Here is a 26709-nt window from a genome sequence, read left to right on the forward strand (position 1 = left end):
ATCTGAACATACAGGCTGGCCGTGCTCCCATGCAATTTGAACATATGATCTCAGCCTGAAAACTCACACATTGGGTATCATTATGAAATAACCGAGAAGAAGAACGAAGCCATTGACGACAAGTGACGCATTGAAAACGCGTCTGAGGCACAATACTTATCAGGTTATTCCGGCAAGAAAGAACGACAGTTAACATGAGAAGACGTGACTCAAGCTGTGAAAACAACCCCTGCTTTGTAGGAAATTCCATCCAGTCAGGCTCCAGTAGATCTCTTACTGGAAGCTGACCCGAACCTAACCAAGGTTAAAAGCTACCTGAAAGACTCTCGCTGCTTTGCTGCTGAATATGATGGGCAAATTGTTGGAGTATGTGTACTTACCCCACTGGAAGATGGCGCTTGGGAATTGATGAATATCGCCACTCACCCTGAACGACAGAGTCGAGGTATTGGCGCTTTACTTCTCAGCTATGTGATTGAACAGGCCAGCCAGCAATGTCGACGATTGGAAGCGGGAACCGGCTGTTTTGGGTATCAGCTGGCCTTTTACCATAAAGCCGGTTTTCGGGCTGACAGTATTATTATGGACTTTTTTCTGGATAACTATCTAACCAGAGGTATCCAACAACTGAATAACGATTGAAATCTTATGCTGGCCATCAGCAACAGGAAGGCCCGGAGTGACACCCACAACGTTCAACAGTTCCTTATCGCCGACAATCGCATTCGACGCCATGCCAAAACGAACGATAAGAACAGGCTCACTTTTAACAAGAGGTTTATTATCTTGCCAATTGTTGCTGAAGGGATTACTGAAGAACAGGAAGAATATTGTTTGGGGCATTGGCAAGGCCTGCGTCACCGACACTCACCATGACTGGCTGCCATGCCACGGAAGCATACCGGGAAATATCGAGCAACTTACTCTTTACCTCTGCGACGGTCACCACCGGTGCTGCATCTGGAAAATCCTGAAACTGGCTACAACCTCCCAACAGAACACTTGCTAAAACAAAAGCTAACACCTTCTTCATCATCTCCTTCCCCAAGTTTCCAGAGTGGAGATTACCCTTACATCAATCCTCTTGTTAGTCTGAGAAATGTTTACGGGAGAGCTGTTAAGCTCTCCCGTTTACTCTCACGGCATCAGTGAAAATGTGATCAGGCTTGATACGTTTTCACAAGCTGTGCAAACGTATCAAAATCTATCGCTGTGGAAGATTGATCAGACATCATGCGCGTATAAATCACATACATCTCTTCTACACTCAGTTGCTGATCTCCAAACATGGTAGTAATCGCCTGAAGAACCATACTCACCATTTTCTCTGATGAATTCTCGCCCACTGATTCAGCGCTCTGGAAATCACCTTCACCAGCCTGTGTTGCAGGCAGTGCATTGAAATCAAGATCTATAGAAGCAGGACCTGAAATCTGATTTATATAGAAGGTTAGAAGTTCAGAAGTCCTACTGCTGTCAATACCTTCCAGAAGTGGCGAAATTTCGTTAATAGCAATAACTCCAGCATCCCTCGTAACAGCCTGCTCACTTGGTTCACCCCCACCTCTGAGCGCCTCCAGACCTGAATCGAAGACAGAGACCGGTGATTCCGATTCAACATTCTCATCAAATAATGAGTCACCGATGAAGGTTATCTCGCCATCATCCTGAAAAGCCGAGTCAGTATTCCGGTTACGGGACAACTCATCTGCAAGCTGGTCATAGTTCATGGGACCCCAGTCACCAATTGCAGAGCGCACATACAGGTAGCCTTCTTCACCAGTATGAACCAGGCCATTCACGATGCGCACCCCTTCATCGAGATAGAAATCTTCAAGGGTATAGCCATCAATGGTATATCCAGACACGAGCTGCCCCTCTGTCGAGTAACTGGCACCACGGTTCCGGATATTTTCATTGCCAATGTAAAGCTCACCGGAAATTGTTGAGAACATCAAATCACCGTCGCTGTTCATATTTCTGGCACCCTGGCCAAACACATTGACGGAATTTTCTTCCTGAACAAAAACGTGATTATCGGCTTTGTTCACCATCTCCAGTTGCTCAACCTCAATATCAATATCCTGAACGCCCAAAATACCGATACCCTGATTGGCAATCATGCTGAGACTTTGAGATGTGATATTGCTTTGTTCATTGAATAGCTGGCCAATTTTCACATCTCCGTAGTATTCAACACCGTTAACAACAACTGTTGTATGAAGTGAGTCAACAGAGCGGGCCTTTTGTGGATCTATCTTGCTGTCGTAGTCAACGCTACCCTCACCAATTTGAAGGTTATCCCGAATCTGGCCAGTTTCAGCAATGACTGTGGTATGTGCCTGGCCAGACAGTCTGGACAAATCAACATGAGCTTTTGCCCGATACACGATATTGCCATCACCACTGGTTTCAGCAATGGTGCCATCAGTCATGTAAATAGAACCATCCAGAGTCTGGACTGTAATATCTCCATCCTGGGTCACTCTGAGGTCGGCACCGGCTTCCTGTAATACCGCATCCTGGGCAAGAACACTGATATTGCCTGTATCACTTACCAGATCAGTATCTTCTTTAATTCGAACATCTTCACCCGCTCCACCAGCCTCAAGGCGAATGCTACCGTTGCCTTGAGCGTAGATACCAACACCATCATCGGGGATAGTTCCATCATCAACAGTGATGGTGCCGCCAGCAGTTGTCACAGTGACTGAACCATTATTGTCAGTGCGAAGATCACTGATAGCCTGGTCAGTTACCTGCCGGGCGGATCCATCAAGCTGAACACGCTGGATACTGATATCGGTGAGAGTGTTTATCTCAATATCATTGTCTTCATTAATGTGGAGGCCACCACTGCCAGCATGTCCGGCAAACCTATCTACAGACGTTTCCAGCGCATTATTGGTTCCCGCCCCGGTGCCAGCATCTATTCTCAACTGGCGGGCGACAATATCTGTCTGGGAGTCACCGGAATCGGTAACAGAACCCGAGCCAGTGGTCAGACTGGCATTACCTGTACCGGCATTCAGTGCTGCCAAAGCAATAGAATCAGCCGCCTGAAGCCTGATACTTCCAGACAGAGCTGTTGTCAGAGCACTACCATCGGATTGGCGAATACTTCCCTGCTCAGCCAGCAAATCGATAGTTCCACCACTCAGAGTTGTTACCTGAGCACTGGACTGGAGATCAATACTGTTTTTCGCCTGCAAGGTAATTGCCTGCCCACTATTTGTGGTAACCGATGCACCTACATTGATATTGCCATGATCAGATTTCAGCAGGATATTGCCAGACTGGCCAACACGCACATCACCACTGGTGGAGACATCTCCCGTTTTGTTGCTGACAAGAATATTGCCGCTAGACCCGATGTTAAGCCCGCCGGAAATAATATCCAGATTATCCTGTTCCTGGATATTGATAGAGCCTTCGTTTACAGAACCATGAACACGCTGAACCTCTGTATCGATATCATTCAGGTCAGTGCCAAAACCTTTATCTGAAGTAAACTGAAGCTCTGCAGCGGTTACATCAATGTCTGACTCACCAACATCATAGATACCACCAAGCTCAGCTGTCATGGTGACTTTAGCGCCAGAGGTACTCACGTCAGCGACATCAATATCCTGTTTCCCATAGAGGGAAACATCGGAATTTATGGCTGAAATATGGCTGGTATCAACCTGAGTAATATTTCCTGTTTGTGCAGTGAGATTCAGCTTGTTACCCGGTGCAGCCCTGCGAATAGATATGTCTGAGTTTTTGTCCTGGATAACATTATTGCGAGCAGTAATATTGACAGAAGAGTTCTCTGAGGAAATCCGGCTGTTCTCAGCCTGTAACACTGATCCAGTTTGCGCTGTAATATTTAAAGCATTATCCAGAGCTGAATTCTGAACAGCAATTTCAGCGTTCTGAGCCTGAACCACATCCACACTGGCGGTGATATTCAGTCCAGAGTCAAACGTGGTAATCCTGCTGCTTTCTCTCTGCAAAACTGATCCGGTTTCAGCAACAATATCCAGTGAGTTATTTTGTGAAGTTTCAGTAATGGCTATATCTGCACCGGACATCTGTACTACATCATTCTTAGCTGTGATGCCAACAGAGGAATCATAAGTGGATATTTTACTATCCTGTCTCTGCGTCACGGATCCAGCTTCAGCAGTCAGCGTCAAAGACTGGTACTGAGCTGCTTCTTCAATGCTCACCTCGGCATTGTTGTCCAGAACAATACTATCCGCAGCAGTGATTTCGACACTGCCTCTCTGGCTGGACACCTGAGTTTCACGCTCAATAATGACGTCCTGGCCTACACCATTGGCATCGAGACGAATATCACCGGAACCATCGGCATAAATACCCGCTTTGTTGTCGGGTGAGCCACCATCAAAGACCCGAATTGAACCATCGACAGTCTCAAGATCTACCGAGCCATTACTTCTGGTGACGATATCACTGAGACTCTCATCAGTTACAGCTGCTGTGGAGCCATCAATATTGACCCGATCAACATGAATCGCCGCAAGCGTATCAATGGCAACATCATCATCTTCAAGCAGGGAAACGCCATCCTGACCTGTGCGAACAGCCAGTTTGTCAGTTGCAATCTCTAAAGAGTTATTTTTACCGATACCGGTTCCAGCATCCATTCGTAACTGGGAGGCTTCAATATCTTTATAAAGATCTCCAGAATCAGACACCGAGCCAGTTCCAGCTGTCAGGCTGACACCACCAGCTTTCATGGATGAAACACCAATCGATACACCCGCCTCAACTCTCAGGCTGCCACTGGCACCGGCTGTTATTACAGCACCATCAGCCTGAGAAACAGAACCCTGTTTAGCGAAAAGATCAATACTTCCACCGTCACTGGTCTGGATATTTGTACCTGCCAACTGGGTAATATTTCTATCCGCCAGCAGGCTGACAGAGTCAGCACTCTGGATCACCAGAGAGGCATTCGCTGCCACACTGCCTTTAGATGATTCAAGGCGAATATTGCCCGCACCTGCAATATTAACGGCATTATCAACAATCAGGTCACCCTGCTGCGCCCGAACAAGTACATTACCGTTGCCGTTAATATTCAGCCCTTCACCATCAATGGTCACATCGTTGGTATTCTGCAGACTGATACTGCCAACTTTCGCAGAGCCAGATATTCTGTTGATCTCCGAATCAATGGCATTATTGTTTTCGCCAAAACCGGCAAAAATAGTAAACGACACATTTTCAGCAATCAGATCCAGGTCTGCATCACCTGCATCAAAAACGCCGCCAGTCTGAGATGTAAGGGTTACTTCTCCGGTCTCCGCATTCACATGGGCAATAAACATATCCCCATGGCTTTGGAGTTCTATATCGCCGTTATTTGTTAACACGCGGGAACCATCAAGCTGGCGAATAACACTATCCGTACTATGAATCCGCAAAGTACGACCTGCTGCTTCTGCGGCTATTGTTCCGCTGGTTTGCACCAGGCTGCCCGCAAGATCAAACTCGATATCTCCACTCTGCGCGGAAATATTGCCGGACACAGTGACACTGCCACTTGCCTCTGTTTGGCTCAGCGTAATATCACCGACTGTTGCGGTGAGATCGCCATTAAACTGCGCATTGAAACGGGTGTTAATGGTCCAGTCTGCAGCTGAGAAATTATTCGCCAATACCAGTGAGTTGGCATACAGGCTAATCTGGGTGGAGTTGAGCGCATACGTTGAAGACGATGTTCTCAATGTGAGAGTTTCACTGCCACTACCCAAATAGGCGCTGTCGATACCGGCAAAACGTTCTGAATCGACTCTTGCCTCATAATCAATATTGCCCAGATGCAGCTGATCAATACCAGTGTCAAACGTGATGGTGGAACCATTAAGAGTGAAGCTGTTGCCATTGAAAATGACATCGCCGCCAGCCTGATCAACATAATAGAAAGTATTGCTGCCGCCATTCTCGGTCAAAGTCATATCAGACGCGGCCACAATGACATAAGTGTCGTTACCACTGCCGAAATCTATATGGCTTATCTTTGGAATATTACCCTCAACTTCTTCAACACTATCATCTTCGCCGTCTATTTCATCCGACTCAGGGAATACAACATCACCAAGGGATACAGTTCCGGCAGCACTATGCATGGAAAACTTATTGCCTAGCTGGTCATATTCAAGGTTGATGTCTGACCGCACCTGGCTCATATCAAGCCGACTGAGTACACCATTACCGCCGACATCATCGTTACCAAACCCTTCCGCAAGTACAACAGTCAGGCTACCACCAGCCATAAAGGTGCGAATAGAGTCATCACCGGTTCCAGGAGTGAGGGTATGGGAACCGGCACCATAAAGCGTTATGGAATCGTTGCCAGTACCAGCATCAATAATTGCATTCTTGCTGTCGTTAATAACAATGGTGTCGTTGCCATCAGCAGAATTTATAACCGTTGTTCCATTGCCATTAATTCTAATAGAGTCATCACCACTGGTTCCGGTAATCAGTGCATGGCCGCTGCCGGAATAGCTGATCGTTCCAACATTTAGAAATTCAACATCTGCTGTCACTGAACTATCGACTACGACCCTGTCCAGACCGTTACCACCGTCAATCCGAATGGTGTCATTCTCGTCAATTTTCAGCTTGGTAATCTTGCCCTGTACATCAACAGTCAGGGTATCGCCTTGCTGGCGAATCCGGATCGTCTCATTGACATCTTCTCTGTCGTAGTTACGCAAATGCGACTTTTGCCCAACGTGAATATCAACTACATCACCGGTTTTTGCGGCCACATTAGGTGGAGGAGCATCTGGAAGGGGAAGCCTGAAGCCAATTGGGATAGACACATCAATCTTGCCGAACAGATCAGCTCCTATGGATAGCTCACCATCGTTGGGGTCAAATGAGAGATCAAGCCCCCCTCTGATTGTTCCACTCTGCCGAAATGCTGGAACAATAGTTGCCCCAAAGGCCTTGATCGCTTTGGTTCCAACAGAAGCTGTAACACGCAGATCCGAATCAAGGTCAAATTCACCACTACTATGCATCAGTTTGAGTGTTGCGGTTGCTGACGCTCCAACAGAAACAGGACCAAAACTCGCATTCAAGCCAGCCTTTACAGTGAAATAGAACTTAAAGTCGCCATTTGATTTCAGGTACTGAACATTGACGGCACCTTTTAATCCGGGAACCTCTACATTAGCTCCAAGATTCTGAACACTGAATATTCCATTACTGTATGCAAAAGTAATGTCGCCTGGCTTCAGTTCAAACAGAGTCCAGAATGCAACAGTCGTATCTGATATACCGACACTGACAGACTGATTATTCTTGGTAGCTTCCAGATTGAACATCATGTTGCCACTTACAGTGACAAGTTCAAATATCTCCGCTTCACCATTAAGAGCCAGGTTTGTTTTTATGCCCTGCCCCAAAAGGATATTACCTGTTGCTCCAAAGGAGCCCAGACCAAATAATCCGATGTTACCTTTTACGCCAAGGATAAGCCCTGAGGTGTCTCCGGATATAATGATCTTTTCAATATCTACAAAGAACTGATCAACAAGAGTTAAAGAGCCTTCATTTGCACTTAAGGCAAAATAAGGCCCGCTTTGCCCTGCACTTTCATCAACATTCGCCTGAGTGCCGGGAATAGTCACCGAGCTGTAGCCAAGCAGGGGCTGAAAATCATCAGCAACCGTGAAAGTGATATCACGACTTGTGGTATTTGCGACAAAGTTAAGGCTACCATCAAAACCTATAAGCCCGGGGACATCAAAGCCACCTTGCGTCTGCAGGCTTATCGCCAGCTCCTGATCGGTTATGGAAGCCGGATTCTCTGGGTCGACGACTATCTTGCTGTATATCACCCCTTTTGCATTAAAGTTCAGTGAGCCAGCACCATAATTAACGGCCAGGGTTCCATCGAAAAGTATCTGAGTGATTTCACCAGAACTGTCCAACTGGAAAGTCCCATCCAGCTTTATTGAGGGCAACAAATCAAAGGTAAAGACGGCCTGACCTCGCAGACCAATCAACTGATCACTGAAATTCAGCAGTACGGCACTATCAACAACATTCTCTCTGGTTGTTACGAGAACAAGGCCGGTCTGGGCTATATGCCCATTACCATTAAGGTCAACTCCGGAAACCGTTTCACCCTGATAACTTTTGGAAAAATCAACCGACGGCACATCAATACCATCACTGAAGTCATGATTTAACTTAGTGTTGATATTAAGTTGCGCCCCCTTCAGTTCGAAGCCTAATCCCGGTATGTCTACTATGGGAATTTCACTGAGTGCACTGGCATCCAGCTGTGAAGTCATCGCAAGATAAAAATCGGGTTGAAATAAACCCGTCAAGCCTGGTTCCACACCCTTCAAGTCAGCCAACAGAGCCAGTCCAAGCTCTGCTTTTACACCAAGATCAAGTCCTAAACCACCCAGATTCACTGAAGCTTCGAGGTTCTTACCCACAAGGGTAACACCATCAACACTTTCAAGAGTTGAACCATCTGTTAAGGTTACGGTTTGCGAGGAAAGCTTGGAAATCGCTACACCACCAGTGATTGAAACAGCCGGTGTAGTAATACCTGGCACGTAAATTTCAATAGATGCCTGTTCAATCAGCAAGTTAAATGCCTGACTGCTGAAATCCATAGCAATGGGTTCTTCACCCTCAACTGCCGGTAACAGATAACTTCCACCATCAAAACTGCTGGTGAAATCAATGGCCGGAGCCCCAAGAGCCAAGATAGCCGCCTGGGTTTTCGGATCTAATTTAGGGAAGTAAGTAAAGTTGGCTTCAAGCTCCAGACTCTTTTCAGACTGAATATCGATCACCTTGAAATCATCACCCAGACCAGTTTTAAAACTTGCACTGCTGGTTATTGCCTTAATAGCAATAAATTTGGGGACAAACTTCTCAACACCGGAAACAAGACTGGCTGGGGTTGGCGTACCAATAAACAACCCAACATTAGCATCCGTTAGCTCGGCTTCTACAACACCAAGGTTCATTGAGACTGTGGCGTTGGTCACCGAAATGGCCAAAACATCAATTTCGCCCGATAGGCTGAATTCAGCAGGTGCGCCCCACTTTTGCAGATTACTCTTTACATCAACATCAACGGCTTTCACCTTACTGAAGGCAAAGTCGCCTTCAACCTCAGCAACACCGGCAAGATCAAGAACACCATGAGCGGAAATAAGCTGCAAATGATCGGTAAAGTTAAGATACAGCTTATCGTCAGGATCAGAGCTGGTGGAAACTGCATAACCAAGTGGATCACCAAAATCACTGTTTGAGAAATCAATACTTGGCTTAACCGTTTCACCACGTAACTTGCCGGTATTCAGATTTATAGAAACATCAGTAAACTCAGCAATATCTCCAAGCCCAATAAATCTACCTTTGTCAGCCCTGACCGACAGAGCCTGGAAGCTGGCATTAAAAACAACCGCACTTGCCGCTGTAGGTGTAAATGAGGCATAGGCAAAATCAACACCTTCAAGGAGCATACCTGTAGAGCCAGAATTCAAGCCATCAACACCCAGGAAGCCGAGATCACCGATACCAGCAAACACAGTAATATCCTGTCCACCAATCTGGAGACTCTCTACTTCAACACTACGCTCCTGACCCGTCCCTGTATTATCTTTAACCTTAACAGTATGTGTTGCCCCTTTGCGGAAAGAGAAGTCCCCTTTTGCAGCCACAAATCCGGCGGCATTCAACGTGGCATTCATCAATGAAGCAGCAACCAGTTCACTGCCTGCGTGATCGATATAAAGTGACTGATTATCAACAAGCAATTCGTAGCCGGCAGGATCGACTTTCCCATCGCCATCAGTATCAGTGGCCTCAGCTTTAAAACTGTTCTGAAAATCAATGACAGGGGTACCGGCATTGCCCGGCCATGACGTCCCGGAATTAATGTCTATTCGAATATCACTGGCTTCAACTGTTAACCCATCAATACCAATCACTGCAACCTGTTCAGCAGTCGCAGACATTGCAGTGAAATTCATGAGATCGCTCAGATCCGGGCGTGTAGGTGAAAGATCCAGATAGGCGAATGTCACGCCGTCCAGCAACAGGCCAGAAGCATTATCATGAGACGGGTTACCATTGGCTTCAAATCCACCATTAATACCAACAAAGGCTTTCAGGTTTGTTCCTGCAATAGAGAAACCACTGACTTCCAGGTCTTTAATAACACTGGGGTCATCCAGACCGCTCAGAAAGTCAGCAGCCCCACCGAGACCAGATAAAAGCCCACTGATATCAGAAGGAAGGCCGGTGACCACATCAACTGTAGATGTCCTTCCTTTCTCAAGATTTAAGTCACCATAAACATGAACAAAATTCAGGAGGCTCATACGGCCATTAATTAAAGTGGCCTTCATAGTTTGGCTGCCACCAAAACCCAGCACAATAGGGTCAGCGTCATCAACAACTGGAACGCTTAGCCCCTGACCAAAACTTTTTTGGAAATCTATGGCCGGGCCGCTCAGAGGTAGCCAGTTACCACCGTCGTTAATGCTTATAACAAGCTTGTCTGCATTGAGAGAAAACAGCGAGTCAAAGCCAACCAGTTCAAATGAGCCAATTTCTGCTTTCAAGGCATAAAAGTTGGGCAAGCTGTTAGCCAGCCTGGTTTCAACATCAGGAAGACTGGGCAGGTCTGGCAAACTGATATCTAAATCAAGGAAATCGGCCGGCAGATTGAAATAGGCCATGCCAAAGCTGGCATCTTTAAACGACAAACCTTTTGCATGGCTGTTTGTCTCACCCGGGCCATCGAATTTGCCATCAAAGTTCCGGTCAATCTGTGCAGGACCACCATAGCCGATAAAGCCAGACGCATTCGTTACGCTGATAGTCAGATAAGTACGGTCTATTGTAAGCTCAGACGGCAGCCCAAGTTCACTGGAGAATCCGGTCGCTACGGTAATGTCGTGAGCAACAGCGGCATCAATTTTGATAGAGCCCTGGAAATAAATAAAATCAGCAAACTCAACGATTGCCTGATCCCGAACGCTGCTTGATTCACTAGCAAAGTAATGGCTGTTTAGCTGCTCCCCGAAAGTGTTGGCACTGTCGGTACTGGCAAAGTTAATTTTCAGCTCGTTACCCAGCTTGCGGTATACCAGCTTGATGCCTGTATCGGTCTGTTCGATTTGGAAATAACCACTGCCATCACCATCCATTGCAAACAGGCCATCAGCCGAAGCAAACGTCCCCTCGACGTCACCATAAGTCATGACCTGGAAGCTATCACCTTCCTGCAATTCATAACCGTTGATCAGTTTAATCGACAGTTTCCCGTCAAGATTTGCCAGCCCATCAATCTGAACCTGATCAAACTCACCCTCTGCCGTACCGCCGATCTCAATAATCAATTCAGAGGTATTGGTATACTGAACACTGTCCGCTTTCACTACACCCGGTGAGTTACCTGGCCCCATCACACCGTGACTAACAAGGTGGCCCCGAATATCACCATTCCCTGTCAGTTTTTGCCCCGGTTCGATAACCAGACCCTTATCGGTTTCGACCAGCTGATCATCGATAGCAATGTTATCTTCTTGTGAAGCAAGGCTACTGAGAGTTTTGGGTTGTAAAGAGGAAGTTACCCGGCTGCCAGACTCCTGGTCAGATGGCTTTTCCATCAGACGGATTTCTGTTGTTTCAGGGGATTCAACCGTCAAGGGCAGCATTAACGGATCAGCAGAAAGGAGTATTCTTTCTTCAAGAAGCTCCAGTCCATGACTCACATTGCGATGTTTTTTTATTTTGTTATCCATAATTTATCCGCTGAGCCCCTGGAGCCAGTGCCCGAAATCCCCCAAATAACCTTTGTAAAAAACCTCTACCTTAGGCCTCACCTCAGGCCGGTACCGCATGCCGGTACTGATAAGGTGCTTACTGAATCGTTTCCATATACCCGCTAACACCCAGTTTTATTGCACCGTCCTGGTTATCGAACAAAACAATAAACTGAATCAGATTACTGGCGGGGTCTGTCACAGGGGAGATAAAAGAAATACGCCCCTGTTTTTGTAAAGTGCTTTCACCAGCATTGATATTGAGAACCACTGGCTGTTTGACTTCAAACTGTCGTGCAACGGCCTCTTCCACATTGGCTACAAATCGCCCCTTAGATGAATCAACCAACCGAAGAATCGGCTTATTTGCCTGAGCACTTTCTCCTGTCACAAACCACACAGAGGTAACGACTCCGGAAAATGGTGCCTTGATCAAGTGTTTATTCAGAGTTTCCTGAGCAAGGTGATACTCAAGCTCTTCACGCTTTTCATTGGTAAACAACAAATCTGTTTTCGCTGACTGCAAAAGGTACTGAAGCTGTTTCTCTTTCAGTTCATCTCCGCTGACAGCGCCACTCTCGTCGTGGAGGGTTTTGGCATTTTCATAAAGTGTCTGATAGATAGCCGTCTGTTTCCGGGCAGCGTCAAGTTCACTGGTGTCCTTCCACAAAAGCAAACGACGCTTTACTTCTAACTGTTCAGCAAGAGACTCAATACCCACAAGAGTATCTCCTTCACTGACTCGCTGCCCTTCCGTTACATAGTGTTCAGAAATACGACCCGTGACAGACGCTCCCAGACTGACATCTCTGACTGGCTCAGTAACCCCGATAATTCTTGGGCCGCCCAAACCTGGCAAAGCCGGAACATCAGAAGTAACAGGCGAAACAAGTTCCGTAGTTTCGTCTAATAGCAATCCTGGGAATTCACCCTCTTCGAGGGTGGTGCTGGCAACAACAATCTTTGCAAGGAGCAAAAGAAAAATACCGGCAAACAACCTCATAGAGGCAGCTCCTTATCCTGTTCCGGAATCAGTGGCTCATCGATATCAAAATGCGTGAGCAAAGAGCCTTCAACTTCTTTCAGCTGAAAAATAGCTTTCTGGTAACCAATTAACGCTGCAAGCAGCTCGGCACGGGTTACCTCCAGACGGCGCTCGCTCTTAATAACGTCATCAATGGAGACTTTGCCCTTCTGATAGCTGTTGCTGTGAATAGAAAACAACTGTTCATTGATTTCTTTTACTTTTTTCAACTGGATAATATTGTCGTATTTATTGCGAATATCTTCGGCCAGTGTAGAAATCTGGTTAGACAGTTTCACCTCTGTATCCTTGATAGCATAAAGGGCCTGCTGCTTCCGCGCTGATGCTGCACCAACCTCTCCTCGACCGAGGTGGTTGGTTAGAGGAATATTAAACTCCAGCCCGACGGTATAACCGGGATACTTGCCGGTGAATGTATCGCTGACGGAATTACGAAAATCGTTGTCCAGACCGTTCTGGTGATAGCTGGCAACAAGATCGAGGGAGACAGATGTCTGATCTTTCGCAAATACAAGCTTCAGGTTTTCCTGCTCCGCCACATACCGGGAAGACAGAATCTGAGGATTACGTTTCTGGGCTACCTTAAAGCTTTCCGCACTATCGACAGCAGGAGCCTGCAATGACGAGATCATCACCTCAAAATCTTTATTATCTGTTTCAATAGCCTGATATGCAGGATCAACGGTTACAGCCATAAAATTCTTAAGCTGATTCATAGCTGCAGCATATTGTTGTTTACCCTGGGTAAAAATCGCTTTTTCAGCGGCCAGACGGGATTCAATCTGCATCACGTCAGTCATCGGAACCATGCCCATGCGCACTCTTTGACGACTGTGGTCAAGCATATCTTTCAGTAAATCAATACTGTGCTGACTGATTTTTAAATTGCCCTGAGTCTGGTAGAAATCCCAGTAAGCCTGAACCGCATTATTGCTTTCTGCCAGACGCAGTCGTCTGAAGTCCTGATAAGCAACATCTTCCCCCTTAAGAGCTATATCCCGCTCCAGTGTTGCCGCTCGCCAGTTCCCTTTCAAAAGGGGCTGCCTTACCTTTACACCAGCTTTAAAGACATGCTCTTTGCCATAGACAAACCCTGGCTGGACACTATTCCTTAAATCCTGACGATTAAGTTCCAACTCCAGAGTGGCACCGGTCTCGATTTTTTTATAAAGATTAAGGTTGTAGCGTTTGTTTTCTTCTTCAAACTCCGAGAGCGAAGAACGACTTAGGGATTCCTGAACAGTGTTACGCTGCTGGTTTTTCTCTTGGGAGAAGCTGCCTTTCAACCCCAGGTCAAATGCGCCTTCTTCCCTCTCTGTTGCATAACGGGAAATATCCCAATCAAGCTCACCAGACTGAATCCGGATATTATTACCGGTCACAATATCCATGTACTGGTTCAGTCCAAGAGTATTTTTATTCTCTTCAGCCCTGGCAGCAGAGGCGATTGCGATAAAACAGGCCAGCGCCGAGGCCGTCATTTTGAGAGAACGCCCCTGCAATCGGTTTCTTTGATTCATTAACATCCGTAATGTTTTCCAGACTTTGAGATTTGTTCTTTTTGTCTTGGCCGGCAAAATCAAAATATGCCCGCTCTTGTTATAAGCGCCACTCAATAAGTTGCCGTCATACCCAAAAAACGACTAATTACAATGAGAACAAAAGAGACTATTCATTCGTAGAGCTGTGATCAAGTTCTCATTCCTGAGAAAAGCTGACAAAACCTGAGACTTTACTTTGGAGGGGTGTACTAACTGGGATCCTGTTATATGATCGCGACAAAAGCTCGTCCAATAAGCTAAAAACGCCAAAGTTCCCTTTTGAATGGGAATACAACAACAGGAATAACCCTTTTCTATGAGTGTCTGCAGTCTGGATACCAACGCCACGACTATATCTGAACTACAGGACTTACGTCATTTCTCGGGCACTGCCGAGACATTCTGGCCAATATATCTTGAGAAGCTGGGTCTTTTTTTTCAGTCCAGCAAAATGCTTTTGCTGGTATCCCAGGGAGACAACTGGTTATCCCTGCTCAATCATCCTGAATCGGCTTCTTTTCATTCCGAATTCCTGCGGGATGTCTCTTACGCAGCATCGTCAGCAAAAGGTTCAACATCCGGACTGTATATTCATGATGCCAGTGAAGGACGTTTATTAGTCGGGGTTATTCCTCTGGATGATGATTCCAAAAGTATTGCAGTAGCAATGCTACTGGAAGAGCATCAGAACACACCCTCTTCAAATCTGGCAGTAAACTTCCAGTTATTATCCGATATACCACAGTCATTCTTCAGATACTCAAGCGTCAAACAGGATGGCTTAAATAACAAAGCTGCATTCGAAGTTCTGGAACTACTGGCCACGCTCCAGAACTGTGCCGGATTTGATCAGACAGTTCTGACTCTTTGCAACGACCTCAATCATTATCATGGATACAGTAATGTCAGCCTCGGCTGGATTGAACGGGGCTATATTCGTTTACAGGCAATCAGTCAGCGTGAAAAACTCGAAAGAAAAATGGAGTATTGCCAGCAGATTGAAAATGCTATGGAAGAAGCACTGGATTTCAATACAGAAATTCATTACACAGATTCTGCACAGTCCTATCCGCGACACAGAGACCTGGCTCGACAGCACACTCCCGCAGCGATAGCCTCAATTCCTTTACGCGACCAAGATAGTATTGTTGGCATTTTAACATTGGAACGCATTGATGCGCCGTTCGATGAGCAGGAAATGCTTAAACTGCGAGTACTTGGCGACCAGTTGGGCAAAGCACTGCACATAGCAAAACACGAAGACTATAGCTTCTTCCAGAAAATAACCTCTACAGGGCAAGAAAAACTATCCGCTCTGTTTGGGGTTGAACATACGTTATTCAAGGCAACCGCTGCAATCTGCACTCTTTTCTTTTTGTATATGGCTATTGGCAACTGGAGCTATCGCGTAGAGGCTCCTTTTGTAGTCAGGGCTGAAAACACCCTGTTTCTTACCGCACCGTTTGATGGCTATATAGAAAAAAGCCATGCCAAAGCCGGTGACAGAGTTGATACAGGGCAGACAATTGTTCAACTCAGCACCGAAGACCTTTTACTGCAAGAAGCCAACCTGATTGCTGATTTGAATCGCACACGCAGAGAAACAGAAAAGTATCGTGCCAAGAACGAACTGGCGGATATGCGAATCAGCCAGACACGTTACCAGCAATCACTGATTCGCCTGCAGCAAGTACGCGAACATCTAGCCAAAGCAGATATCAAGGCGGCCGCACACAGTGTTGTTGTTGAGGGCGATATCTCCCGAATGCTTGGTGCCCCTGTTAAAAAGGGCGATGTTCTCCTCAAGCTCTCCCCTCTGGACAAGATTTTTGTTGAACTGAAGCTTGATGAACGACACATCCACGAAGTGAAAAGTGGCATGCAGGGAGAGCTGAGTTTTCAAAGCATCCCGGATCAGACATTTGCTTTTGAAATTGTTCAGGTGAGCCCTGCCGCAACAGTCAACAGTGATGGCAACCAGTTTCTTCTCAAAGCCAGGTTCACCGACGAGAAACAGAAATGGTGGCACCCGGGCATGACCGGTATCGCCAAAATCGCAGTGGGAGAGAGGAATATTCTCTGGATTCTGACTCACCGCACAACTGATTACCTGCGCCTACTGCTCTGGATTTAGAATGACGCGTTCAACTCAAACATTCAGTGAATCCTGGCACAGTGTTGCAGAAATCAGAGCGACACTAAAAAAAACAGTAAGAGTTCATAAACAGCGATTCCGGGGAGACTGGTGGTATGTGCTGGGAGATCCGTTCAGTAATCGTTTTTTCAGGGTGCAGCCAGACACCTATTTGTTTCTTAACAGTTTGAACCTGGATCAAACCATTGACCAAGTATGGCAGGCCAGACTTAGCGAAGAACCTGATAACACACCAGGGCAACAGGAAGTCATCGATTTACTGGCTCAGCTTCACCAGAACAGTCTGCTGCAATATAGCTCGGCGACAGACAGCCAAACAGTTTTTCAAAGGCAACAGCAGCGAAAAAAACAAGAGTTGCGGGCAAAACTCCTGAGCTTTATGTTTATCAAGATTCCTCTTCTGGATCCTGATGCCGCACTGAAAAAGGCAGGGCCTTTTTTCAGCCCACTATTCAGTAAAGCTGGAGCTTTTCTCTGGTTTGCCATTGTCGCACTGGGTTTGAAAGCTATTGCCGATAACGCAGATTCTTTTCTGGATCAAAGTAACGGACTTCTTGCCCCTTCCAATCTAGTCCTCCTCTACCTGTCCATGGCTCTGGTTAAGACCTTGCATGAACTGGGCCACGCTATTGTTTGCCGCCACTACTCCGGGGAGGTTCACACTCTGGGCGTGATGCTGATTATTCTGATTCCACTTCCCTATATGGATGCAACGTCCAGCTGGGCCTTTAAACGGCCATGGCAGCGTATTTTTGTGGGTGGGGCAGGTATGATAGTTGAGCTCTGGATTGCCGCCATAGCTGCCGTTGTATGGGCCAATACTGGCAGCGGGGTAATTAACAGCCTGGCCTACAACATTATATTCATTGCATCAGTGTCCACCCTTCTGTTTAACGGGAATCCACTCCTGCGTTTTGATGCTTATTACATGCTTTCAGACGCACTGGATATTCCCAATCTCTACCAGCGTTCAAGGAAGCAGGTGGTATACCTTATTGAACGGTTTGTGTTCCGCTGCCAGCAACTGACATCAGAAGCCTACAGTTTAAAAGAAGCCTGGTACCTGGTTATATATGCCATATTGAGCACGGTATACAGGGTTGTCATTCTTGTCGGAATTATTTTCTTTGTAGCCGACAAGTATTTGATACTGGGACTGATTATGGCACTGTTCAGCTTGTTCATGTGGGCTGTCCCCCCTCCGGTCAAACTTATTCAATACTTGATGCACAATCCAAGAATCGCCCGTCGAAGACAACAGGCCAAGTGGATAACAACTGGCTTTGTGTTAACACTGGTTCTGGTTTTTGGGCTAATTCCTGCACCACACAATGTGCGGGTTCCAGGTGTTATAGAAGCAACCAACTTTTTATTGATGAATACTCAGGCCAATGGCTATCTCAAAGAAATTCTGGTGCATGACAACGAGCCGGTTTCTGAAGATACCCCACTGCTGGTATTTGAAAACAAAGATCTGGAGAGAGAGCTGAAAACAGCTCAACTTCAGCTGTTAGAAAATGAATACCAGCAGGAAAAAGCACGAGTGGGCAGTCATGCTGATCTCGCGCCTCTACTGGTCAAGCATGAATTTCTGGAAAAGCGCCTGGCAAAACTTCAAGAGGACAAGGACAGTCTGGTTTTTAAGGCACCATTTGACGGTGTGTGGTCTGCTCCCGAGATTTCAGAAAGAGTTGATACCTGGATAGAGAAAGGCACAACCCTGGGAACTTTGTATGATGTCGATGCCTATCGTTTCTCAGCCATAATGCAGCAGGACGATGGTCTGGTATTCCAGCGTCATAACGATACCCCTGCAGAGGTACGCATTCAGGGGCAGGAAGGCCACAATATAACGGCGTCTGAATTAGAAATTTTCCCTTTCGAAAATGAACGCCTGCCTTCAGCAGCTCTGGGCTGGTTGGGCGGAGGAAGCGTAGCTGTAAAAGCTGATGATGAAACCGGCACCCGCACTACGGAACCGTTCTTTCAAATTTATGCGGCCTTACCCGATGAAACGAATATCGATTATTTCCATGGGGTATCGGGGACTTTGCGTTTGAATCTGACGCCTGAACCATTATTCTGGCAGTGGTATCGACAAATCAGGCAGGTTGTTCAAAGAAGGTATCAGATATGATGATGCCTTCGTCCGACCAATATCATTTCAGAGCGCCAGCGAGAGCAAATATTCCAAGCGGCCTGGATCAAGTTAGTAATAACCTGGTAGGTCGTTATAAACGAAGAAGAAAAATACTGTCTGAGTTTTCGCAACAAGCCGAAGACATTCACGTACTGTCGAAGAAATACGCCAACCGCAGTCAGGGTGAGCTCATTGCAGCCACCAATTGTATAAAACCGGTATTCCTCAAAGACTACGTTTCTGATCAAAAGCTCAATGAAGCGGTTGCCCTTATCGCAGCTCTTTCTTCCCGGGTTTTAGGGTTGCTCCCACACAAGGTTCAGATAATTGGCATTTTGGGCCTACACAAATGCTATTCCCTGGAGATGGATACCGGCGAAGGCAAAACACTGGTTGCAGGTCTGGCAGGCATTCTTATGGTCTGGCATAAACGGCCTGCACATATCCTGACCGTGAATGATTACCTGGCCGAAAGGGACAGAGAGTTTATCCAGCCACTACTGGAGTGCCTGCATATTTCTTCTGGCGTTGTTCTTGCCTCTATGTCACAACAGGAAAGACAAATTCAGTATGCCTCAGAGCTGGTTTATACAACCAGTCATGAATTATTGGCCGACTTTCTCAGGGATCGTATTCTACTGAAAAAAAGCAGGGGACTGACTCATCATAACCTGTGCAAAACCCGACATCCGGATTTCAACCTTGCCACCCGGGGCATACACAGCGTTATAGTCGACGAACTTGACAGTATCCTGATTGATCAGTCTGTCTCTCCATTGATTATTGCAGCTCCCTCAGAGAACCCACTGCTCGAAGAATCTATTCAGCTCGCCCACCAACTGTCGCAGGAACTTGAGATTCACCGGCATTATCGAGTTGATCAAAAAAGCAAGTATATACAGGTCAATGGAGAAGGGCTGAGAGTCATAGCCAAACTCTCTGAGAAACTGCCCAGAATGTGGCAAAGCCGTTCCCGTAGCCTGGAACTCATCAAACAGGCATTATCCGCTCGAGAGTTCTACCTCATTAACAGGCACTACGTGGTTGAGGAAGAGAAAGTCATTATCGTTGATGAATTCAGCGGCCGGAAAATGCCTGAGCGCTCCTGGAGTCTTGGCCTCCATCAGGCTGTAGAAGCCAAAGAAGGTGTACCGATTACGGCTCCCAATGAAGTTCAGGAAAGAATGAGTTATCAAAATTTTTTCCGGCTTTTTGCCCGTATGAGTGGGCTGAGTGGAACGGTGAAAGAAGCGGCAGATGAGCTCTGGCAGATTTATCAACTCCCCTTGTTAAAAATCCCCAGAAATCAACTGTGCAACAGAATTTCACAGGAAACCAAAATATTTCCGGACAAAGATTCAAAATGGAATTACCTGTACCAGATCGTTCATGATCATCACAATACTGGTCAACCGGTTCTTTTAGGCACACGTACAATTGAAGACAGCGAACAGGTTGCAAGACTGTTTGACCTTAAAGGCCTTCCTTATCAACTGCTGAACGCCAACTTCAGCAAGCAGGAGGCAGATATTATTGCCTCAGCTGGCCAGGAAGGGGCGATAACCATTGCTACCAACATGGCTGGCAGAGGAACAGATATCTCGCTTGATGAGATAAGCAGAAAGGCGGGCGGGCTTTATGTCATCGTAACCGAACGGCATCACAGCAGCCGGATTGACAGGCAGCTCATAGGTCGCTGTTCACGTCAGGGGGATCCGGGCAAAACCACTACAATTCTCAGCCTTGAGGATGAGCTTATACAGCAGGTTTTATCCCAGAAGAGCATAGGATTTTTGCGCAGATTATCGGACATAAAGCCTGTTCGCTACATCATTCTCGGGCTCTTTAGCCTAGCCCAAAAGAAATCTGAAAGATCGGCTTACAAACAACGTCAGCAGGTCCTCAAAAACGATATTAACCTGAAGAAGTCTTTAAGCTTTTCTGCCGGACATTGATTGTCTTGCAAAGCCAAAGGAAACAAGTGTTGATCACAGTTTCCCGAATCCTGTTCATCCCTTTATAATGGGGGTTTACTGTTTTCCTTCCCCGTCGGAGATTCTTCGGGGTTTTCCATTCTGGAGACGTCGTTCGCCATGTCCGAACAGCACACGCCTGCACAAACGCAAGCACCACGCAAAATTCTCGTGACTGCAGCCCTGCCCTACGCAAACGGCCCAACCCATCTGGGTCACCTGGTTGAATATATCCAGACCGACATCTGGAGCCGGTTCCAGAAGATGCGTGGCCATACCTGCACCTACGTATGTGCTGACGACGCCCATGGCACTGCCATCAGCCTGCACGCCGAGAAGCAGGGTATTACCCCGGAAGAATCCGTTGCCCGCGTCAACAAAGAGCGAATTGCCGACTTTGGTGACTTCCACGTGGAGTTCGATAATTACCACTCCACACATTGCGAAGAAAACCGAGAACTGTCTTCCTCCATCTATCTGGCACTGAAAGAAAAAGGCCATATTGCCAGCCGCAGCATCGTTCAGGCCTATGACCCTGAAAAGAAAATGTTCCTTGCTGATCGTTATATCAAAGGCGAGTGTCCCAAGTGTGGCGCCAAGGACCAGTACGGCGACAACTGTGAAGTGTGCTCTGCCACTTACAGCCCGACTGATTTGAAGAATCCGTTCTCTACTATCTCTGGAGCCACTCCGATTGAGAAAGAGTCAGAACATTTCTTCTTCAAACTGACCGATTTCCAGGAATTCCTGAAAGGCTGGACTCGCTCCGGCACTATCAAGGATGAAACCGCTAACAAGCTGGCCGAGTGGCTGGACAGCGGTCTGCAGGACTGGGATATCTCTCGCGACGCGCCCTATTTCGGTTTCGAAATCCCAGGCGAACCCGACAAGTACTTCTACGTATGGCTGGACGCGCCTATCGGCTACATGGCCTCGTTCAAGAACCTGTGTGATCGAACCGAAGGTCTGGACTGGGATGAATACTGGAAGAAAGACTCCGACTGCGAAGTTCATCACTTTATCGGTAAAGATATCGTTAACTTCCACTGTCTGTTCTGGCCAGCCATGCTGGAAGGTGCCGGTTTCCGTACGCCAACCAAGGTGAGCGTACATGGTTACCTGACCATTAATGGTGAGAAGATGTCCAAATCCCGTGGCACCTTTATTACCGCCCGCACCTACCTCGGCCACCTGAATCCTGAGTACCTGCGTTATTACTATGCTGCCAAGCTGTCCAGCCGGGTTGATGATATTGACTTCAACACCTCTGACTTTATGCAGCGGGTGAATAGTGACCTGGTCGGCAAGGTTGTGAACATTGCCAGCCGCAATGCCGGCTTTATCGCCAAGCGTTTTGGTGGTCAGCTGTCTGGTACTGATTGCGCCCCTGAACTGACTAAAGCTTACATGGAAGCTTCAGAATCCATCGCCCAGTCCTACGAAAACCGTGAGTACGGCAAGGCAATGCGCGAAATCATGGCTCTGGCTGATAAAGCCAATGCCTGGATCGACGAAGTAAAACCTTGGGTTGTTGCCAAAGAAGAAGGCAAGGATCAGGAACTGCACAACATCTGCTCTACGGGCATCAACCTGTTCCGCCTGCTGATGATCTACCTGAAGCCGGTTCTACCAGATATGGCTGAAAAAGCTGCCGCGTTCCTGAAAGTAGAAAGCCTGAACTGGTCCGACAGCCAAAATCTGCTGTTCAACCACAACATCAACAAGTTCAAACCGCTGATGACCCGCGTTGAACAAAAGAATGTTGATGGCATGATGGAAGATGCCAAGAAATTACTGGAATCTATGGCAGCTGCCACTCCCAAGGCAGAAAAGTCCGAGCAAAGCGAGATCAACAAAGAACCTCTGGCAGAAGAGATTGAGTTTGGAGACTTTGCCAAAACCGATCTCCGTATAGCCAAAATCGTGAATGCCGAGCATGTTGAAGGCGCTGCCAAGCTACTGCGCCTGACTCTGGATATTGGCGAAGAGAAAACCCGTAATGTATTTGCAGGCATCAAAGCCGCTTATGCACCTGAAGCGCTTATTGGCAAGCACACAGTAATGGTTGCCAACCTCAAGCCACGCAAGATGAAGTTTGGCATGAGTGAAGGCATGGTTCTGGCCGCTGGACCAGGTGGTAAAGATCTGTGGATTCTGGAGCCTCACGAAGGAGCCAAACCTGGCATGCGGGTAATGTAAAAGTTTCCCTGTAAAATGCTCGAATAAGCCCGGCAACTGTCGGGCTTATTTGTTTCTGAGCTTTTCGCCCAGCGGCCATTTGTGACTCCCTGAATCATCGCTATTGTATTTCCTGCCAAAGTCTTGGCCGCTCAAGAAACCATTGAAATGCGGTACATCCCTCTACCATTTATGGCACCATAGCCATTCCCGCTATCTGGATGTTCTGTGTTGAGGCTTCATGTCTGGCACGGAGAGAATAAGGAAAATCATGGAACAACTCAGCCAGCAAATGGCCTTTATTCTTGAGCTGGACAAGCTCAAAGCCGTTTACCGCCAGACCACGGTCAAAGACGACAATAACCGTCACGAAAACAGTGCCGAACACAGTTGGCATATCGCGACAATGGCCCATGTTCTCTATGCTTATGCCAGCGAACCTGTTGATATCCATCGGGTAACCATGATGCTGCTGATCCACGATATTGTGGAAATCGACGCTGGAGACACCTTTGCTTTTGCCACCCAGCAGGTTCTTGACGGACAAGAAAAGAAAGAACTGAAAGCCGTTGATCGTTTATTCGGCCTTCTCCCTGAAAACCAATGCCAACAGATGAAAGCGCTATGGCTGGAGTTCGAACACGCTCAAACAGCCGATTCCCGCTTTGCCAAAGCCATGGACCGTATTCTTCCCTTACTGCAAAACATGGCGAATAATGGCGGCAGCTGGACAAAACATAATATTCGAAAAAGCCAGGCTGTTGAGCGGAACCGCTATCTTGAAACAGCCGCTCCACACCTCTGGAAATACGCTCTGGAACAAATTGAGCTGGCTGCTGAAAAAGGCTGGTTGTTAGAAGGCTAATCTACGAGGAAAGTTTCGTGTCAAATATCCTGATTATCGTTTTTATTGCTGTCATGCTGTTTTGGGGTATGCGGCGTTTTCAACAAAAGAAAAAGCTAGGCGAGGAAGCCCTGGAAAAGGGGCTGGCATTTCTGGCCACGAATAAAGATGAAGAGGGAGTGCTCACTACCGATTCAGGCTTACAATACAAAGTACTGACTAAAGGTGAAGGCGGGGCCTCTCCTTCTGCTACAGACAAAGTTAAGGTTCACTACCACGGCACACTTATTGATGGCTCTGTATTTGATAGCTCTGTTCAACGCGGGCAACCCATTACCTTTGGATTGAATCAGGTGATTACCGGCTGGACAGAAGGTTTGCAACTCATGGCTGCAGGCGACAAATACCGCCTGTTTATACCTGCCAACCTTGCTTATGGCAGTCAGAGTATGGGGAGTATTCCTGCTAACTCAACCCTGATCTTCGATGTAGAACTGTTAGGCATAGAATCCTAAAAAGGACTATATCCGTAATAAAAAGCGGGGGATGTCCATTCACCGACAACGGTAACTTATGGTACAACCCCGTTATATTCTTTTTCTGCTTAGAAAGTCATCAATGCAAACAACTCCGCAACAAGTACAGATTTACCTTCGAGATACGCTGACCTTCTTCCGAAGTCACATCAGCACGCTGGCTGTTATTATTCTGCCCTATGCGCTTCTCAGTGAACTCGTCCACCGCTTAGTGATTAAATCCCTGACAGAAGCCGATCAGCTTTACGCCGGACTGATGACGGAACTGGCGCTTTACCCCATTGTTCACAGTGTGCTGATCCTCTTTATCGCTGCCGTTATTGGTGGGCAACAACGTTCCATTGGTGAGTGCTATCGTTACTCAGTGCCCTTCTGGCCTCGCATGCTGTTGTTAACACTGCTTTCAACCCTTGCCATTATGGCCGGTCTGTCGCTGTTTATTCTGCCAGGTATCATCGTTATGATCCGATTAGCTCTTTCCGATATGTACTGCATGCTGGAAGGTACATCGGTAACAGAAAGCATCCGTAGAAGCTTCATTACCAGCTCATCGGTAACCTGGGTTATTTTTCTGGGGTTGGCGATCCTGTTTCCAACTGTCACCATGTTCTCCATCGCTCTGGCACAGTTCTCCGCAGGTATGGATAACCCAGCCATCAGTGTTGTCGTAACTTCTTTCCAGGCATTACTGCAAACCCTGTACCCTATCTACCTGTTCCGGGTTTACAGCGCGGCTCAAAACGCTTCTTAAGGGTTCTGACATAAAACACGTTGTAGTGTTGTGGCAGTAACAACCACAACCTACAACCACAACCTTTGCATTAGCAAACATCACACAAAAATTCACCCTGGAATCAGGGTCGTCGTCACTGGTTATGATTAAGCCTGATCGACTCTAATTTATCCGTTATCACTAATGAATGTTTGGCAGCAAAATAGGGAACAAGATCACGGTTATAGTCTACAAACCTTGGCTCAAGATTATTCCACAGATAGAGAACCTTCTTAATTTCCTGCCTCTCCCTGGGGGTGGTAGCCGCAGCCAAAAAATTGTTCAATTGTTGAGCGACACTGTCAGCATGAATATCAACTGTATCCCCTTCTTTATCTGCCGCCACCATCGTACTGCCATTCCAGTGTGCTGCCAGGCGCGCATAACGTGAAGTGGCTTTATTGAGCTGAACACTGGCCGAAAGATAAGGGTCTGCAGCTCCGGCGCTAAATGCGTGTAAAGAGTCCTGCAGCCGCTCCAAAGCAGATTCCATATCATTCACCTGCAAGGTAGAAGTAAAGCCATCTTCCTGATAACCATTACTCTGCATCTTTACAGCAAAAGCATTATACCTGTGTAGTAATGATTGCCGCTCAGGCTCTTCAAGTTCCGAAGAAAGGGCAGAAATAGACAGCTCAAGATCTTGCAGAACCGTCTCTATATGTTCTTGTTGTTCTTCGTCGCCAAAAAGCACCGTCAACAAATGAAACCCTGTACTTGCCTGGTAGGCTAGAACCTGTGCTTGCTGGGCCTTTAGCGAGATGTCTGAAGACTGCACGCTCCCCGCTAGCAAAATTGCCACAACGGCAGCAAGTATTTTTCTGAAGTACGCCATCAACAAATCCTCTTTGTTTAAGAGCGCGACTTTACTCTATTGCAGGGTTCAGATTCATTCACTTTTTCAACTCAGTTATCAAGCACCTTTACCACTCTCAATTGAACTGCACATTTGCCTTTTATCAATATTCAGCAGGGCAGCCCCCGACTCTACTTCAAACGACAACGGGCAGGTTAAAGACTATTACCAGCAAGCCAATGTCACCACCTTTTATGCCAATCTGTTGTTGATGCCAGCCAGATACTCAAATAGTAACACTACTGTCCGGTTAAGCATAAACCAGCTCCAGACTCCCCTGATTCTGGAGTACATTGACTTCCATGCTATCCGGCGGATCACTGAATAATTCCAACAAAGAGCAACGGCGGGTCAGGTTAAGACTGACTCTTCGAGCTATTTGCTGTAACGACAATTTGCAGGGTGTTGTGATCTGAGCCAAACGCAATAGGAGGTAGGCAATCATTGCTGTGAGCACCTGTATTTTTACAGCATTTTCACTGCGCCCAAGGAACCGCTTGACCTTCAGGTTCTGCTTAATCCACTTGAAGAACAGTTCGATCTGCCAGCGGGATTTATACAAGGCGGCAATATCTGCAGCACTTCTCTTCAGGTCGTTACTGATAAAAACCAGTACTTTGCCGTCTTCTTCCCGGCAAATCTTGATCCGTCTGAGATCCGTTGGACAGTCCTTTCTACCTTTGTCAGAAGAGAGCCTGATGATTTGGTCTTCCAGGATAGAGTCGTCTGTCGTTTCACGACATTCAACGACTTCGTAAACTGCTGAGGTTTTCATCCTGCCCACAAACTGCGTGCCCTGACAGGTCATTTCGTAATACCAGCTGTAGTCGTCGTAAGC

Annotated in this window: 15 protein-coding genes; 8 read left to right on the plus strand and 7 right to left on the minus strand. The window is 46.9% G+C overall.

Features of this window, described 5'->3' with window-relative positions; translation table 11 throughout:
- Positions 1 to 315: 315 nt before the first annotated feature.
- Positions 316 to 642: a GNAT family N-acetyltransferase gene (locus QMA35_RS15300; protein WP_281648040.1), complete on the plus strand. Its 327-nt coding sequence runs from the start codon at positions 316 to 318 to the stop codon at positions 640 to 642.
- Here QMA35_RS15300 and QMA35_RS15305 read toward each other — a convergent pair.
- From QMA35_RS15305 to QMA35_RS15325, 5 genes are all read right to left on the minus strand, one after another.
- The gene (locus QMA35_RS15305) at positions 607 to 843 is read right to left on the minus strand and encodes a hypothetical protein (protein WP_281648026.1); all 237 of its coding nucleotides are present in this window, start codon (positions 841 to 843) and stop codon (positions 607 to 609) included. The two genes, QMA35_RS15300 and QMA35_RS15305, sit on opposite strands and share 36 nt — an antisense overlap.
- Positions 809 to 1036, minus strand: a complete 228-nt coding sequence (locus QMA35_RS15310; RefSeq protein WP_281648027.1) for a hypothetical protein — start codon at positions 1034 to 1036, stop codon at positions 809 to 811. The genes QMA35_RS15305 and QMA35_RS15310 overlap by 35 nt, the downstream gene beginning before the upstream one ends.
- Positions 1037 to 1160: 124 nt before the next feature.
- Positions 1161 to 11810 (minus strand): LEPR-XLL domain-containing protein, encoded by a 10650-nt coding sequence (locus tag QMA35_RS15315; RefSeq protein ID WP_281648028.1) that lies wholly within the window; start codon positions 11808 to 11810, stop codon positions 1161 to 1163.
- Between the two features lie 118 nt (positions 11811 to 11928).
- The gene (locus QMA35_RS15320; RefSeq protein ID WP_281648029.1) at positions 11929 to 12834 is read right to left on the minus strand and encodes an efflux RND transporter periplasmic adaptor subunit; all 906 of its coding nucleotides are present in this window, start codon (positions 12832 to 12834) and stop codon (positions 11929 to 11931) included.
- Positions 12831 to 14396 (minus strand): TolC family protein, encoded by a 1566-nt coding sequence (locus QMA35_RS15325; protein ID WP_281648030.1) that lies wholly within the window; start codon positions 14394 to 14396, stop codon positions 12831 to 12833. Before QMA35_RS15325 ends, QMA35_RS15320 begins: the two co-directional genes overlap by 4 nt.
- 337 nt (positions 14397 to 14733) lie before the next feature.
- Here QMA35_RS15325 and QMA35_RS15330 point away from each other — a divergent pair, with 337 nt between their 5' ends.
- From QMA35_RS15330 to QMA35_RS15360, 7 genes are all read left to right on the plus strand, one after another.
- Positions 14734 to 16551 carry an efflux RND transporter periplasmic adaptor subunit gene (locus tag QMA35_RS15330; RefSeq protein WP_281648031.1) on the plus strand — a complete coding sequence of 606 codons (1818 nt, stop codon included), beginning with the start codon at positions 14734 to 14736 and terminating at the stop codon, positions 16549 to 16551.
- 1 nt (position 16552) lies between these two features.
- Positions 16553 to 18709, plus strand: a complete 2157-nt coding sequence (locus QMA35_RS15335; RefSeq protein ID WP_281648032.1) for a site-2 protease family protein — start codon at positions 16553 to 16555, stop codon at positions 18707 to 18709.
- A complete protein-coding gene (locus QMA35_RS15340; protein WP_281648033.1) occupies positions 18706 to 20667 on the plus strand; it encodes a hypothetical protein in 1962 nt (653 codons plus the stop codon). The genes QMA35_RS15335 and QMA35_RS15340 overlap by 4 nt, the downstream gene beginning before the upstream one ends.
- A 138-nt stretch (positions 20668 to 20805) precedes the next feature.
- The gene (gene metG, locus QMA35_RS15345; protein ID WP_281648034.1) at positions 20806 to 22884 is read left to right on the plus strand and encodes a methionine--tRNA ligase; all 2079 of its coding nucleotides are present in this window, start codon (positions 20806 to 20808) and stop codon (positions 22882 to 22884) included.
- Between the two features lie 250 nt (positions 22885 to 23134).
- A complete protein-coding gene (locus tag QMA35_RS15350) occupies positions 23135 to 23728 on the plus strand; it encodes an HD domain-containing protein (protein ID WP_281648035.1) in 594 nt (197 codons plus the stop codon).
- Positions 23729 to 23745: 17 nt separating this feature from the next.
- Positions 23746 to 24222, plus strand: coding sequence for an FKBP-type peptidyl-prolyl cis-trans isomerase (locus QMA35_RS15355; protein WP_281648036.1), 477 nt, complete (start codon positions 23746 to 23748; stop codon positions 24220 to 24222).
- Between the two features lie 103 nt (positions 24223 to 24325).
- Positions 24326 to 24994 carry a YciC family protein gene (locus QMA35_RS15360; RefSeq protein WP_281648037.1) on the plus strand — a complete coding sequence of 223 codons (669 nt, stop codon included), beginning with the start codon at positions 24326 to 24328 and terminating at the stop codon, positions 24992 to 24994.
- 115 nt (positions 24995 to 25109) lie between these two features.
- On the opposite strand, the gene QMA35_RS15365 is transcribed toward QMA35_RS15360, so the two are convergent.
- Both QMA35_RS15365 and QMA35_RS15370 read right to left on the minus strand, forming a co-directional pair.
- The gene (locus tag QMA35_RS15365) at positions 25110 to 25850 is read right to left on the minus strand and encodes a hypothetical protein (protein WP_281648038.1); all 741 of its coding nucleotides are present in this window, start codon (positions 25848 to 25850) and stop codon (positions 25110 to 25112) included.
- Positions 25851 to 26121: 271 nt separating this feature from the next.
- Positions 26122 to 26709, minus strand: a 588-nt coding sequence (locus QMA35_RS15370; protein WP_281648039.1) for an IS4 family transposase, incomplete at its 5' end; no start/stop codon positions are given.

The organism is Parendozoicomonas sp. Alg238-R29, from assembly GCF_947331445.1.
Lineage (GTDB): Bacteria > Pseudomonadota > Gammaproteobacteria > Pseudomonadales > Endozoicomonadaceae > Sansalvadorimonas.

Bases quoted from the DNA above. Each gene is read 5' to 3' on its own strand.
- QMA35_RS15305 (WP_281648026.1), bottom strand. From the start codon at position 843: ATGCCCCAAACAATATTCTTCCTGTTCTTCAGTAATCCCTTCAGCAAC.
- QMA35_RS15310 (WP_281648027.1), bottom strand. From the start codon at position 1,036: ATGATGAAGAAGGTGTTAGCTTTTGTTTTAGCAAGTGTTCTGTTGGGA.
- QMA35_RS15315 (WP_281648028.1), bottom strand. From the start codon at position 11,810: ATGGATAACAAAATAAAAAAACATCGCAATGTGAGTCATGGACTGGAG.
- QMA35_RS15320 (WP_281648029.1), bottom strand. From the start codon at position 12,834: ATGAGGTTGTTTGCCGGTATTTTTCTTTTGCTCCTTGCAAAGATTGTT.
- QMA35_RS15325 (WP_281648030.1), bottom strand. From the start codon at position 14,396: ATGAATCAAAGAAACCGATTGCAGGGGCGTTCTCTCAAAATGACGGCC.
- QMA35_RS15330 (WP_281648031.1), top strand. From the start codon at position 14,734: ATGAGTGTCTGCAGTCTGGATACCAACGCCACGACTATATCTGAACTA.
- QMA35_RS15335 (WP_281648032.1), top strand. From the start codon at position 16,553: ATGACGCGTTCAACTCAAACATTCAGTGAATCCTGGCACAGTGTTGCA.
- QMA35_RS15340 (WP_281648033.1), top strand. From the start codon at position 18,706: ATGATGATGCCTTCGTCCGACCAATATCATTTCAGAGCGCCAGCGAGA.
- metG (WP_281648034.1), top strand. From the start codon at position 20,806: ATGTCCGAACAGCACACGCCTGCACAAACGCAAGCACCACGCAAAATT.
- QMA35_RS15350 (WP_281648035.1), top strand. From the start codon at position 23,135: ATGGAACAACTCAGCCAGCAAATGGCCTTTATTCTTGAGCTGGACAAG.
- QMA35_RS15360 (WP_281648037.1), top strand. From the start codon at position 24,326: ATGCAAACAACTCCGCAACAAGTACAGATTTACCTTCGAGATACGCTG.
- QMA35_RS15365 (WP_281648038.1), bottom strand. From the start codon at position 25,850: ATGGCGTACTTCAGAAAAATACTTGCTGCCGTTGTGGCAATTTTGCTA.